The following is a 12,619-nucleotide window of genomic DNA, read 5'->3' on the forward strand; positions in this document are numbered from 1 at the left end:
TTTCGTCCATCCGGTGGTGCGAAACGACACCCGGCCAGACGCCGGCAGCCCGGCAAGGAGGAATCGCGCGCAAGGCCGGCCAGCTTCTGCAGCGAGCGGCCATGCGCTTCGTACAGCGCTTCGGCCGGGCACCGAAGCGCAGAGTGGTCAACCTATCTACCAGAACCGTAGTGTCGGATGAAGATGCGCGTTCCCGCGCTCGGCTCGAACTGCTGCCAGGCCAGGACTGCATTCCCCAGTTCGTTCATGCCGATATCGGGCGTTTCAGCCGCCTCATCGATGCTCTCCTGCAGCGTCGGCGCGCCCCAGCCTCCGGCCAGCGTGTGGCGGGCGGCGTAGAGGTCGCCGGTCCCTGCGCCATTGGCCTGGGTCCACGCTGCCAGCGCATTCGTCGCGTCGTCCACGCCCAGCGTGGGCAGACTCCTCAGCGCCTGAGAAGCGGCCGGCCGGAGCACAGTGTCCGCGCCGAATGCCGCGCCCGGTGGCGCCGTTGCGGCCATGAGCGCGTTGTCCAGCCGCCCCCAGCTCACGACCGCCGCACCGGCCGCGTTCATGCGCAGCACGGGCGTGCTCAACAAGGCCTGCGTCGACATGAACGGCGCGCCCACCCGTGCGGTCCCGCCCTGCCAGGCGCCCCCCGAGAACCGCTTGAACCACACGGCACTCTCCCATTGGTTGCTTCCACCGGGCAGGTCGACCTGGCCCCAGGCGAGCAGCGCATTGCCGCCGGCGTCGATCGCCAGATCGTGCGCGCCGATCGACTGCGCGGTGCCCCCATCCGGCACGAGTTCAGCCGCTGCGGCCCAGTTGCCGCTCGCATCGGCACGATTGGTCCAGAGCGAGGCGCTGCTGCCGGTGGAGCGCTTCCACACGGCCAGCGATTCGCCCGAGCCCGCCACCACGACCGCCGGATCGCCATCCACGGTGCCCACGACCTCGTTGGTCTCGATCAGTGCGGCCGTGCCCCAGCCACCCGCCGGCGTGTAGCGGTTGGCATAGATGCTGAAGCGCGTGGTGGGCCCGATCTGCGACCACACGGCCACCGCGTTGCCGTTGGCGTCAATGCCTGCGCTCGCGAAGCCGACCGTGCCGCTGCCCGTCTCCAGCAGCGCCGGCGTGCCCCAGCCGGTCGACGGGTCGACCTGCAGCGCCCACAGGTCGTAGCCCGTCACCGAGCTCAGCTGCGTCCACACCACGACGGCGCGACCGCTGGCCTTGTCGCTGGCGACGCGGACGTCGCGCACCCCACCGCTGTTGGCCTCCAGACGCTGCGGCGTGCTCCAGCCGCCGCCCGGTCGGTAGAGGCTGCCCCACAGCCGGTCGGTCAGTTGGTCGGCCTCGAGTTGACGCCACACGAGCAGCGCACGCCCTTGCGCGTCGACTACCACCTTCGGCTGGCTGGCGCCGCCGGCGGACAGCGTGACCGCATCGCCCCAGCCGACCACCGGCGGTGCGGCGACGAACGCAGCCGTCACGGCGAGCGCGGCGTCCATCCGCACGGTACAGGTGTTGGCGTTGCTGCTGCATGCGCCGCCCCAGCTGCCGAGCACCTGCCCCGCAGCCGGCGTGGCCGTGAGCGTGACCTGCGTGCCCGATGCGAAATCCGCGCCGCAACTGTCGGTGCAATCGATGCCCGCCGGCTGCGATCCGACGCGACCGGCACCGGTGATGCCGACGTCCAGCCGATGCGTCACCGCGACGGGCGGCGGGAAACCGATGGGTGGAAGCAAGCCGCCACCGGACCCTCCACCGCCGCCGCCCCCGCAGGCTGTCAACAAGGCCAGGCTCCACGCACAAGCCATCCATCGCCTGCAGGCGCTCTTCTTCGTCATAACTGCCATTCCTCGTTAGCTGACACCGGGGCCCGGCGCCTTCTTTGCTCGTTCAAGAGGGTCGGATCGTAGGAAGGAGGTTCGGCGCGGGCCATAGCACCATCGGGCACCTGCCCGAAGGTGCTGTTTCCGGGCGCGCAGTGTTTGGCTAGGCTGGGGGTTCCATTGCGGGTTCGCTCGCATCCCTGAACTTCCCGGCGTTGCATGACACCTTCACCCACCTCTCTCTTCTTCGCGCTTCTCGCTGCCACCGTCCTCGTGGGCGGGTGTGCATCGCATGCCGTGACCGACGACGCGATCGTCACCAACACCTCGCGGGCGCTGGGCCTGCCGCCCTCTGCGTTCACCATCTCGAACCGGGCCGACAGCGGGGTGCAGACGATCTTCCTGGCCAAGACCGACGGTGGCCGCACGTACAACTGCTACGTGGAAGGTTCGGTGTCGGTGGTCGGCCGGGTGGTCAGCGATGCCATCTGCCAGGAGATGCGCCAGAGCGATGCGCCCGCGTCCGCCCGTCGCTCCAATGCCAAGCCGGCGACCAGCTCGACACCGGCACCCGCTTGCAACGCGCTGCTGCGCGCCGCCGGTCGTTGCAACTGAGGCGCGGGCTCGCACCACACCCACCGGTGTGGACAATGGCGCCCTACGAGGAGATGGCGCGGCCTGCCGGGCTCGCGCCGAGGATCACGGCACCATGAAACTCCTGCTTGTCGACGACCACCCGCTGTTCGGTGTCGGCTTTGCGCATGCACTGGCGCACGCGCGCCCCGACTTCGAGGTGGAGACCGCCCTGTCGCTGGGGCAGGGTGTGGAACGCGCCTCGCAGTGCCCGCCGGACATCGTGCTGATCGACTACCGCCTGGGCGGCGAAGACGGCCTCGAAGGGTTGCGCCTGTTCGGCGCCCGGCACCCTCTCGTGTCCCGCCTGATGATCTCGGGCGACGAGGAACCGGCACTCGCGGCGCGCGCGCGCGCCGCGGGCGCGGCCGGCTTCATCGGCAAGTCGCAGTCGGTGGCGCACATCGCCGCCGCGCTGGACGAAGTGGCGGCGGGCGGCGAGGCTTTCGATGTGCTGCAGCTGCGCGCCAGCCTGCCGGCTTCCAGCCTGACCCCGCGGCAGCTCGAAGTGCTGCTGCTGGTCGCCCAAGGCCGGCAGAACAAGCAGATCGCCGCCGAGCTGAACATCGCCGAGCGCACGGTCAAGCTCCACATCACGGCCCTGCTCGACACCATGGACGCGCGCAACCGCACCCACCTGCTGGTGCAGGCCCGGCGCGCGGGGCTGATGCTGGATTTGCGATGAGGCCCGAGTCGCCCTCTTCCCCCGAACAACCCGCGCGCGCACCCGGCTTCATCGCCTCGCGCCCAACCTTCTCGGACCTGCAGTTCCAGCAACTGGAGCAAATGATCCGCTCCACGCCGTGGTCGTGGATCCTGGCCGCCGTCGGCGGACTCCTGTGCTATCTCGAGTACGAAGACGAAGCAGACGGCCCGCGCGTGCTGGCCTGGCTTGTCGCCTACGGCAGCCTCATCGCCATGCGCCTGGGCATCTGGCTCGCATGGGCGTTGCGACCAGGCCTGCGGGCGAACCTGCCGGGGATGGTGCTGCCCATCATGGCAAGCAACCAGATCCTGGCCTTGTTCTGGGGCGCTCTCAGCGTGCTGCTGCACGATGAAGGGCCGGCGCAGGCCGAGGCCATTCTTCACATCGCGATGGTCACTGTCGCCCTCGGCGGTGCGGTGCGGCTCTCGACGATGGGGCGCGCGGCCATCGTCTATGTGGTGCTCATCCTGGGGCCGCTGGTGCTGCGCGACATCTGGTTCGGCGGCAGCTACCACCTGGCGATGGCGCTGATCGTGTCGCTCATCGGCATCTACACGCTGCTCAGCGCCAAGGAGCTGTCCTCCGCGCTTCACGAGATCCAGGCGCAGCGCAAGCACAATGCGGAACTGGTGATCGCGCTGAGTGCCGAAAACGAACGCAGCAGCTCGGCGCGGCGAACCGCTGAAGAGGCGGTGGCCGCGCGCATGCGCTTCTTCGCCTCGGCCAACCACGACCTGCGCCAGCCGCTCAACGCGATGGCGCTGCTGGCGCAGACGGTGCACACCGTAAGCACGGAGCGCCACGTGAAAGAGATGTCGGAGCAGTTGGTGGCCTGCGCCGACGGCATGACCGACGTAGTGGACGACCTGCTCGACATCACGCGCGCCGACGCCGGATCGCTCAGCCCGCAGTGGTCGACCTTTGCCATCGACGAACTGCTGGGCCACTGCTGCCGGCCGCACCAGGCGGTGGCCATCGCGAAGGGGCTGCGCTTCGAAATCGCCGCCGGCCACGTGGTCGTGCGCAGCGACCGGGCCCTGTTGGCCAGGGTCGTCACCAACCTGCTGGCGAATGCCATCCGCTACACGCGGGAGGGACAGGTGCGCATCAGCAGCCGGATCGACAGCGGCCAGCTGAGGCTGGCCATCGAGGACACGGGCATTGGCATTTCTTCCGATCATCTGCCGCGCGTTTTCGAGGAGTTCTACCAGGTCGACAATCCGGCGCGCGACCGGCGGCTGGGCTACGGCCTGGGGCTGTCCACCGTCAAGCGGTTGAGCGAACTGCTCGACCTGCGGGTGACGGCGCACTCGGTACAAGGGCAAGGCAGCGTGTTCGAGCTTCACCTCCCCTTGGCCGATGCCGCCATGAGCGAGCCGCCGGAGGATGTCGAACGGCCCGCCGCATCGTCATCGGCAACCGCATTGGCGGTGCGAATACTGGTGGTCGACGATGACCCCAGTTCGTTGCAGGCGCTTGATGGGCTGCTCGCTTCATGGGGAATGGACGTTCGATCCGCGAGCGACGTGGAGGGCGCATTGGGCATGCTCCACGCCGGCTTCAGACCCCATGCGCTGGTGGTGGACCTGCGGCTGGGGCCGCAGGTGAGCGGCATCCAGGCCATCGAGGATCTGCGTTCGGCGCTGAACGAGGCCGACCTGCCCGCGTTGATCGTCACCGGCGATGTGGGAGGCGACCATCTGATGGCGGCGCGCGCGGCTGGCCTGCCCGTGATCATCAAGCCGGTACGACCTCCTCAGCTGCGCGCCTTTCTCGGCCATGCCCAGGCACACATCGGGAAAGCGTTCCCGAACGATGCAACCTCGGTCACGTCACGCTGACAGATCTATCAGAACTCATCTAGCAGGCTGTCGTGCAGAAATACCGCGCGCACGCCCCACCCTACTCCGCGAGCGCGTACAACTGCGTGGCCGGTAGGCATCGCCCGCAGCAATGGCATCCATTTGAGAGAGATATGGACATCATCGAGATCCAGTTTCAGGCGCTCATGCCTAGTCGCTTGCGGCGCGCTTGCTCTGGCTGAGGATGATCAGGTTGTGGGTCCAGGGCAGTGGTCTCACCAGCGGTGCGACTTTCTCGTCCCACCAGGGATGCATGCCAATGCCCTTTCAGCCGACCAAGTTCGGCCAAAAGCCGAACTTCATGATCTCCGCAGAACTTGCGCAGAACGTTGGTCGCTTCCTGGCAGTGATGCGGTTGTCAGCTGACCAAAGCTGCTGCGGGTGCGTCGAAGCTTTCGACAGTCAATCGCTCAAGACTCTGCGCATAGTGAGTCGCAAGCCCTCCGAGGGCCATCGTCGCCTCGCGCGCGGCCTCCAGCACATGACGACATGCTTCGTACATGGCCTCGGGAGGAGCGAGCCGCGCCCGCGGCCCCGAAATAGCCAACGCCCCTTGGAGTTCTCCGGTCACGCCAAACACCGGTGCGGCAGCTGATGCAGTCTCGGGGTCTCGCTCCCCATAAGACACCGCCCAGAACTGCTCGCGAATGGCTTGGTATTCGGGTGCTACAGGTAGCGAGAACGCAAGCAGGACCTTGCCCGATGCACCCTGCGCGACCGCGTATTCCTGGCCTATCTGCACCGACGCACGAACCGCCCTGGAAGGTTCAACCCGGAAGAGCGCGATTCGCTTGTCCTCGTGCCTGACGTAGAAGGATGCGGTCTCGCCCGTCGCGACGCTGAGCTGCTTCAGGATGGGCTCGATGACATGCCCCACCTGAAACGAGCGCTGATAAATCGAAGCCAAGCGAAGCGGCTGCGGCCCGATGGCGTACTGCCCATCGGCCAGCTTGCGAATGAAGCCACCGTGTTCGAGCGCCGATAGCAAACGCAGCACCGTGCTCTTGTACAGCCCGGTCCTCTTCGACAGCTCGGTGAGCGTCAACGCCGCGTCTGTCGCGCTGAAGGCGGCGAGCAGCGAAAAGGCCCTGTCCAAAACCGCAACGCCGCTGGATTCGGCGTTATCAGAAGTTTGAGCGGCGGGCTTTGGTTCGGTCATGGGAATCACCAGGCAATCGTGGACGCGCTTCATTCAGAGCTGCGGACCGCAGTGTGACACGGCCCCCGCCACGGGCTCACGAAGCACCAATCAAAGGGTTTACCCGGATCAGAAAGGTGCAGATTCGCCCTTATAGTTCTATCTAACAGATCATGGTTCTATTGGATAGAACTCAAACAGATGCACACGAGACAAAGATGAGCAGTACCAACTACCTCGCCGTTCGCGCCGATTGGCTTGCTCTGCACGAAGAGGAAGTCCTTGAGCCTGGCCTGCGCATCGTCGACGCCCATCATCACTTCTACGAGCGACCCGCCTGGACCTACCTGGCTGACGACTTCCTGGGCGACGCGCGCACAGGCCACAACGTCGTCGCATCGGTCTACATGCAGGCTCAGACCCGCTATCGAGTGGATGGGCCCGCCGCCCTCAAGCCGGTTGGCGAAACTGAATTCGTTTCCGCGGTTGCGCGGCAGCACGCCAGTGGTGTTCCCGCAGTGGCCAAGGCCATCGTTGGCCATGCCGACCTTCGTCTGGGCGCTGACGTGCGCGAAGTCCTCGAGGCTCATGTCCAAGCGGGCCAAGGCCGGTTCAAGGGGGTGCGCCACCTGAGCACCTGGGACGCGGATTCGTCCCTCGTCAACCCGCTGTCCGCCGCGCCCAAAGGCCTGCTCGTGGACAAGGGCTACGGCCAGGGCGTCGCGCAGTTGGCCGCGCTTGGCCTTTCCTACGACGCCTGGCTGTTCTTTCACCAACTGCCCGAGCTGTTCGAGCTCGCCAAAGCCGTCCCCGACACCCCTGTGGTCATCAACCACTGCGGCGGCATCGTTCGAATTGGCGCCTACGAGGGCCTCCGCTCGCAGGTGTTCAAGACATGGCTGCATGGCATGCGCCAACTCGCGAAGCTGCCCAACGTTTACGTAAAGCTCGGCGGCCTCGGCATGCGCATCAACGGCTTCGAGTTCGAGAAGAGCGCAACACCGCCCACTTCCCACCAACTGGTCGACACATGGCGTCCATGGATGGAGCCCTGCATCGAGCTGTTCGGTGCAGACCGCTGCATGTTCGAAAGCAATTTCCCTGTCGACAAGGCTTCCTACAGCTATGCCACGTGCTGGAACGCCTTCAAACGACTGACCTCCAGCGCGGGTGCCGATGAGCGGCGAGCGCTGTTCGAGGGGACGGCAAGTCGGGTGTACCGACTTGCCTGACGCCCCGGCCCTTTCCCGCTGTCCACATCCATCAGGAGACTTTCCTTGAAATCCCAGAACCACGCCTTCCGCCTCGCCATGTTCGCCGCACTCGCGTTGTGCGGCGCGACCGCCAGCGCCCAAGCCACTTATCCGTCACAGCCCATCAAGGTCGTCGTGCCGTTCCCGCCCGCCGGTGGCACTGACGTGCTGACGCGCCTGGTCGCGAACGAGGTGACCTTGAAAGACAAGTGGATCTTTATCGTCGACAACAAGCCCGGTGCCGGCGGCAACATCGGCATGGACGCCGTCGCCAAGGCCAAGAAGGATGGCTACACCTTCGGCACGGGGCAGACGGCCAACCTGGCCATCAACCCGACGCTCTATACCAAGATGCCCTTCGATGCGCTGAAGGACTTCGAGCCCGTCGTACTGCTGGCCTCGCAACCTCTCGTTCTGGTGGTACGCGCAGACTCGCCCATCAAATCCCTCGCAGACCTCAAGACGCAGGGTCAGGCCAAGCAACTGTCGATGGCGTCCGCGGGCACCGGCACCGTAGGCCATGTCGGCGGCGAGATGTTCGCCAGACGGGCGGGCATCAAGGTCATGCACGTGCCGTACAAGGGCGCCGGCCCGGCGACGAATGACTTGCTTGGTGGGCAGACCGACATCTACTTCGCGACCCCGCCCAGCATCATCTCGATGGTCAAGGGCGGCAAGCTGCGCGCGCTCGCTGTTACGTCGCTCAAGCGCATCGACGTGCTGCCGAACATCCCGACCGTCGCTGAATCCGGCTATCCGGGTTTCGTCGCGGAAGACTGGAAGGCGCTCGTCGCCCCGGCCGGCACGCCGTCGGAGGCGATTGCCAAGATGAATCAGGTCATGAACACCGCGCTCGCCCGACCCGAGATCGTTGCCCGCCTGAAGGATGAGGGCAGCGTCGCGCGCGGCGGCACGCCCGCAGCACTCGGTGCGTTCCTGAAGACGGAGAGCACCCGTTGGGGCGCCGCGGTCAAGGAGTCGGGCGCGAAGCTCGACTGAGATTTCTTTCAACCAATTCAGGAGACCATCATGAAATTCAGCTCTGTTCGTCGCGCCTTGGTTCTTGCCGGTGCGGCCGGCCTGTTCAGTGCATCGGCACTTGCTCAGAAACCCATCACCATCATCGTTCCCTACGCACCCGGCGGAAGCGCCGACCTGGCAACGCGCGCACTCGCTCAATTCACCGCACCTGGCGTCGGTGCGCCGATGGTGGTGGACAACCGCACCGGTGGCGGAGGCGTGGTTGGGTGGGGTGCCGCCGCTCGCTCTGCGCCCGACGGAACCACTTTGCTGACTGTCGAGCTGTCGTATGCCATCGCTGCCGGACTGATTCCCACGCTGCCGTTTGACCCGCAAAAGGCCTTCACGCAAGTCACGACGGCGGTCAAGGTTCCTCACGTGCTGGTCGTGAACCCCGCCGTGCCGGCGAAGAACGTTCAAGAGTTCATCGCACTGGCCAAGGCGCAGCCGGGCAAGCTCAACTACGGGTCAGGCGGCAATGGCACGAACACCCACCTTGCAGGCGAGCTGTTCAAGAGCACCACGGGCGTGGACATCGTGCACGTTCCTTACAAGGGCGCCGGCGCTGTGCTGACGGACTTGATGGGCAACCAGGTGCAAGCGCTCATCACTTCGGTCCCTACCGCGCTGCCGCACATCAAGAGCGGCAAGCTGCGCGCCCTGATGGTGACGGGCGCCGAGCGCAACGCGATGCTCCCCGATGTACCCAGCGCCAAGGAAGCCGGTATCCCCAAGATGGACATCGACTACTGGATTGGCATTGGTGCGCCGGCAGGTACGCCCCCGGCGACCGTCGACAAGCTCAACAAGGCGTTCAACGCCGCACTCGCTCAACCCGAGGCCAAGAAGAAATTCGCCGAGATGGGCATGACCGTCGTCGCCAACACGCCGGCACAGGCCACGCAACTGGTGAACAGCGAAATCCAGCGCTGGACTGCTGTCATCAAGCAGGCCGGCATCAAGGCCGACTGAGGAGGCCGACATGACCAACGCACTTCGCGGCATCCGCGTGCTGGACCTGACCAACGTGCTCGCCGGTCCCTTCGCCTGCCACCAGCTCGCTCACATGGGCGCCGACGTCGTCAAGGTCGAGACCCGCAATGGTGGAGACCTGGCACGCCAGCTCGGCGCCGACGCCGAACTGAACAAGCGCTACATGGGAGTGTCCTTCCTGGCGCAGAACCCCGGCAAGCGTTCCATCACCATCGACTTCAAGCATCCGTCGGGAAAGGATGTCTTTCGCAAGCTCGTGCGCACCGCCGACGTGCTCGTGGAGAACTTCAGGCCGGGCGTCATGAAGCGCCTGGGGCTGGGCTACGAAGAGCTGTTGAATGAAAACCCAAAGCTCATCTACTGCGCCATCTCGGGCTTCGGACAAGAGGGGCCGCTTCGGGACCTGCCGGCATACGACCAAATCATCCAGGGCATGTCCGGTGTCATGAGCATCACGGGCGCGCCAGAGAACGCGCCGTATCGCGTCGGCTATCCCATGGCGGACACCATTGGAGGCATCACAGCCGCGTTCGCCGTGGCTGCAGCGCTGGCGGACAGAAGCCGCGAAGGTGGCACGTTCATCGACGTCTCCATGCTTGAGGCCGTCATGTCGACGATGGGTTGGGCGGTCTCGAATCACCTGGTCGCCGGGCGTGAACCCAAGCCGATGGGCAACGAGAACGTGACCGCGAGTCCTTCGGGAACGTTTCGAACAGGCGATGGACTGCTGAACATCGCAGCGAACAAGCAGGAGCAGTTCGAGGCCGTCTGCCATGTGGTCGGCCGGCCGGAACTCATTCAAGATGGCCGCTTCAGCGAGCGCCAGAGTCGGCTCCAGCATCGCTTCGAGCTCAAAGCCATCCTCGAGGAGGCCATGGCTTCTCGCTCCACGGACGAGTGGTGGAAGCTTTTCAATCAGGCCGGCGTGCCGGCGGGGCCGGTCTACAGCGTGCCGCAGGCGCTGGAGCATCCCCAGGTTGCCGAGCGCGGCATGGTGGGAACCTTCCCGGACGCGCCGGGTGTCGGTCGCGACATCCGCCTCCTGCGCACGGGTTTCAAGGTCAACGGAAAGGCGCCGCGAGTCGACTCGCCTCCGCCGACGCTGGGTCAGCATTCCGAGGAAATCCTGGCGAGCCTTGGCTACTCGGCTTCAGAAATCGAAGCACTCAGAACGGAGAAAGCGATATGACCGATGCCACGTCCTCGGACGCTCGAAAGACCACGGAAGACTGGTGGCGCACGAGCATCATCGACATGTCTCCCGGGGTCATCCGCTACCGCGGATACCCCATTGAAGACCTGATTCGGAAGAAGGTCAGCCTGGCCCAGATGATTTGGTTGATGACCCGGGGCGAGTTGCCGACTCGCACCCAGGGCCAACTGCTGGAGGCCGCGCTGATGTCCGCGGTCGATCACGGCCCACAGGCGCCGAGCATTGCGATTGCGCGCATGGCTGCAACCTGCGGCGTGGGGTTGAACAGCGCAATGGCATCTGCGGTCAACGTACTCGGTGATGTCCATGGCGGCGCTGGCGAGCAGGCGGTCGAGCTCTATGAGGACATCGCTGCGCGCATCGACGCTGGCTTGACAGAGGATGACGCTGTCGACGCAGGGCTTCGGGCGTTTGTTGAAACGCACGGCAAGGTCATCTCAGGGTTCGGCCATCGCTTCCACCCGGTCGACCCGCGCAGCGCGCCGCTGCTGGAACTCGTTGACGAGGCGGCTGGCCGCGGCGAGGTCAGTGGACGGTTCGCGCACATCGGCCGGGCCGTCGAGGCGAAGCTGAGTGCGAGCAAGGGCAAGCCCATCCCGATGAACATCGATGGAGCGACGGCGGTCATCTATGCCGAGCTTGGCTTTCCCGCACCCTTGGCCCGGGGGCTGTTTTGTCTTTCAAGGTCTGTCGGCGTGCTTGCTCACGCATGGGAGCAGACCCAGCAAGGCGGCCGCATCAAAGGGCCAATCCCGCGGCAGTACATCCCCACGTACGAAGGTCAACACGTCCGAGAGGTGCCTGACCAGCGCTAGTCAAGTTCGAGATTCGGCTCGCTGGGCAATGGGTTGGCCCATCTTTCCTTGCCACTGGGCGCCCATCTTAAAGCGCCCGGCTCCTCGCCCTTGCGGTGAGGCAGCCCCGCGGACCAACGCCGCAATGGAGAGCTACTTCTCGACCTGAAGACCAAGCGACGGCTGTTGCGGCAATGGGGACCATCCTGCCGACGCAAGCCATTGGGGACGGAACGGCAATCTTCGCAATTGCGTTCGTTGCCGTGAGCGCCGGTGTGTTTCCGACCCCGTGCTCAAAGACTACCTGCAAGCGTCGTCCCTGCGAAGGACGAGTCTTGTTCCCGCTCTCTCGCCATGGGGTCGTTGCTCTCTCCGGTCGAGAAAATCAACGTCCCCAGCGCGAGGGCGAAGCACACCATCACCGCGGCAATGCCGAACACATACACCAAGCCCACGGTGATCAGGGGACTCAGCAGCAGAGCGAGACGTTTGTACATGCGCTCATCTTGCGCCGAGAAACTCGCCACTCCAAGCGACAAACCACACGGAATTCCGCTGCTTCTGGCCGCCGCAATGCCGCCATATGGATCGGGTAAACCCCCTGCGTCAGTCGCAGTAGCGAGGCTTGGACCGACCGAAGGCCAAGAGCAAGCCCGCGAGCAGTGCACCGCCCGCGGCAGCGACCAGTACAGACTTCACGGGTTCGGCTGCGATCTGTTTCCCGCAGGACGCCTGCCATTCGGCAGCCCGCTCTTTGACACTCACGATTTTCTTCCCGGCTTCGTTGACCGCACTCTGCGCGTAGACCCTACCGGTACCTATCGCGTCTGCGGCAACATCCTTCGCATCGGCGGCGACGCCGCGCACCGTGTCGAGCGCCTCGCCCGCAGTCGCCCTCGCGTCGGCGGCGCTTGACCGCAACGCTTGAACCGTTTCGCTGGCAATCGTCTTGGCCTCGTCAGTGATTCCACTGGCCGCGTTCGAGGCGTCTCGTCCGATCTGGCGGGCTTCGTCGGCAAGTTGAGAGGGGGTCTTTGCGTCGTCTGGCATGGCAGTCCTTCAAGTGGAGCATCGGTTGCGAAACGGGTATTTGGGAGAAGACGAACTCATCGCGGTGTCGGGTTGGACAGGTATCTCTTGTAGGCGAAAGCAAACCCGGGCCCATGGCCTCGCTTCCTGGAAGGCAGAAA

The 12,619-nt window shown here is 65.3% G+C and carries 12 protein-coding genes; 8 read left to right on the forward strand and 4 right to left on the reverse strand.

Features of this window, described 5'->3' with window-relative positions; all coding sequences use genetic code 11:
- Positions 1 to 152: 152 nt before the first annotated feature.
- Positions 153 to 1,730, reverse strand: a complete 1,578-nt coding sequence (locus QTI05_RS01235) for an InlB B-repeat-containing protein (RefSeq protein WP_286622606.1) — start codon at positions 1,728 to 1,730, stop codon at positions 153 to 155.
- Positions 1,731 to 2,036: 306 nt separating this feature from the next.
- Between QTI05_RS01235 and QTI05_RS01240 the strand changes: the two genes are divergently transcribed.
- The 3 genes from QTI05_RS01240 to QTI05_RS01250 all read left to right on the forward strand — a co-directional run bounded on the left by QTI05_RS01240 (position 2,037) and on the right by QTI05_RS01250 (position 4,997).
- A complete protein-coding gene (locus tag QTI05_RS01240; protein ID WP_286542556.1) occupies positions 2,037 to 2,432 on the forward strand; it encodes a hypothetical protein in 396 nt (131 codons plus the stop codon).
- A gap of 94 nt (positions 2,433 to 2,526) precedes the next feature.
- Positions 2,527 to 3,135 (forward strand): response regulator transcription factor, encoded by a 609-nt coding sequence (locus QTI05_RS01245; protein ID WP_286542555.1) that lies wholly within the window; start codon positions 2,527 to 2,529, stop codon positions 3,133 to 3,135.
- The gene (locus QTI05_RS01250) at positions 3,132 to 4,997 is read left to right on the forward strand and encodes an ATP-binding response regulator (protein WP_286622607.1); all 1,866 of its coding nucleotides are present in this window, start codon (positions 3,132 to 3,134) and stop codon (positions 4,995 to 4,997) included. The genes QTI05_RS01245 and QTI05_RS01250 overlap by 4 nt, the downstream gene beginning before the upstream one ends.
- Positions 4,998 to 5,376: 379 nt before the next feature.
- Here QTI05_RS01250 and QTI05_RS01255 read toward each other — a convergent pair whose 3' ends face one another.
- Entirely contained in the window at positions 5,377 to 6,210 is an 834-nt protein-coding gene (locus QTI05_RS01255) for an IclR family transcriptional regulator (protein ID WP_444812854.1), read from the reverse strand.
- A 119-nt stretch (positions 6,211 to 6,329) separates the two neighbouring features.
- Here QTI05_RS01255 and QTI05_RS01260 point away from each other — a divergent pair, with 119 nt between their 5' ends.
- The 5 genes from QTI05_RS01260 (at position 6,330) to QTI05_RS01280 (ending at position 11,450) form a co-directional block, all read left to right on the forward strand.
- Entirely contained in the window at positions 6,330 to 7,388 is a 1,059-nt protein-coding gene (locus QTI05_RS01260; protein WP_286622608.1) for an amidohydrolase family protein, read from the forward strand.
- Positions 7,389 to 7,466: 78 nt separating this feature from the next.
- Entirely contained in the window at positions 7,467 to 8,408 is a 942-nt protein-coding gene (locus tag QTI05_RS01265; protein WP_286623325.1) for a Bug family tripartite tricarboxylate transporter substrate binding protein, read from the forward strand.
- Between the two features lie 30 nt (positions 8,409 to 8,438).
- The gene (locus QTI05_RS01270; protein WP_286622609.1) at positions 8,439 to 9,401 is read left to right on the forward strand and encodes a tripartite tricarboxylate transporter substrate binding protein; all 963 of its coding nucleotides are present in this window, start codon (positions 8,439 to 8,441) and stop codon (positions 9,399 to 9,401) included.
- Positions 9,402 to 9,411: 10 nt separating this feature from the next.
- Positions 9,412 to 10,611: a CaiB/BaiF CoA transferase family protein gene (locus QTI05_RS01275; protein WP_286622610.1), complete on the forward strand. Its 1,200-nt coding sequence runs from the start codon at positions 9,412 to 9,414 to the stop codon at positions 10,609 to 10,611.
- Positions 10,608 to 11,450, forward strand: coding sequence for a citryl-CoA lyase (locus tag QTI05_RS01280; RefSeq protein WP_286622611.1), 843 nt, complete (start codon positions 10,608 to 10,610; stop codon positions 11,448 to 11,450). The genes QTI05_RS01275 and QTI05_RS01280 overlap by 4 nt, the downstream gene beginning before the upstream one ends.
- 272 nt (positions 11,451 to 11,722) lie before the next feature.
- On the opposite strand, the gene QTI05_RS01285 is transcribed toward QTI05_RS01280, so the two are convergent.
- Both QTI05_RS01285 and QTI05_RS01290 read right to left on the reverse strand, forming a co-directional pair.
- Complete coding sequence (locus QTI05_RS01285) at positions 11,723 to 11,926, reverse strand: hypothetical protein (protein WP_286622612.1); 204 nt, start codon at positions 11,924 to 11,926, stop codon at positions 11,723 to 11,725.
- A gap of 109 nt (positions 11,927 to 12,035) precedes the next feature.
- Positions 12,036 to 12,479, reverse strand: coding sequence for a hypothetical protein (locus tag QTI05_RS01290; protein ID WP_286622613.1), 444 nt, complete (start codon positions 12,477 to 12,479; stop codon positions 12,036 to 12,038).
- Positions 12,480 to 12,619 lie beyond the last annotated feature (140 nt).

The sequence above is a fragment of the Variovorax fucosicus genome (assembly GCF_030316825.1).
GTDB lineage: Bacteria > Pseudomonadota > Gammaproteobacteria > Burkholderiales > Burkholderiaceae_C > Variovorax > Variovorax fucosicus.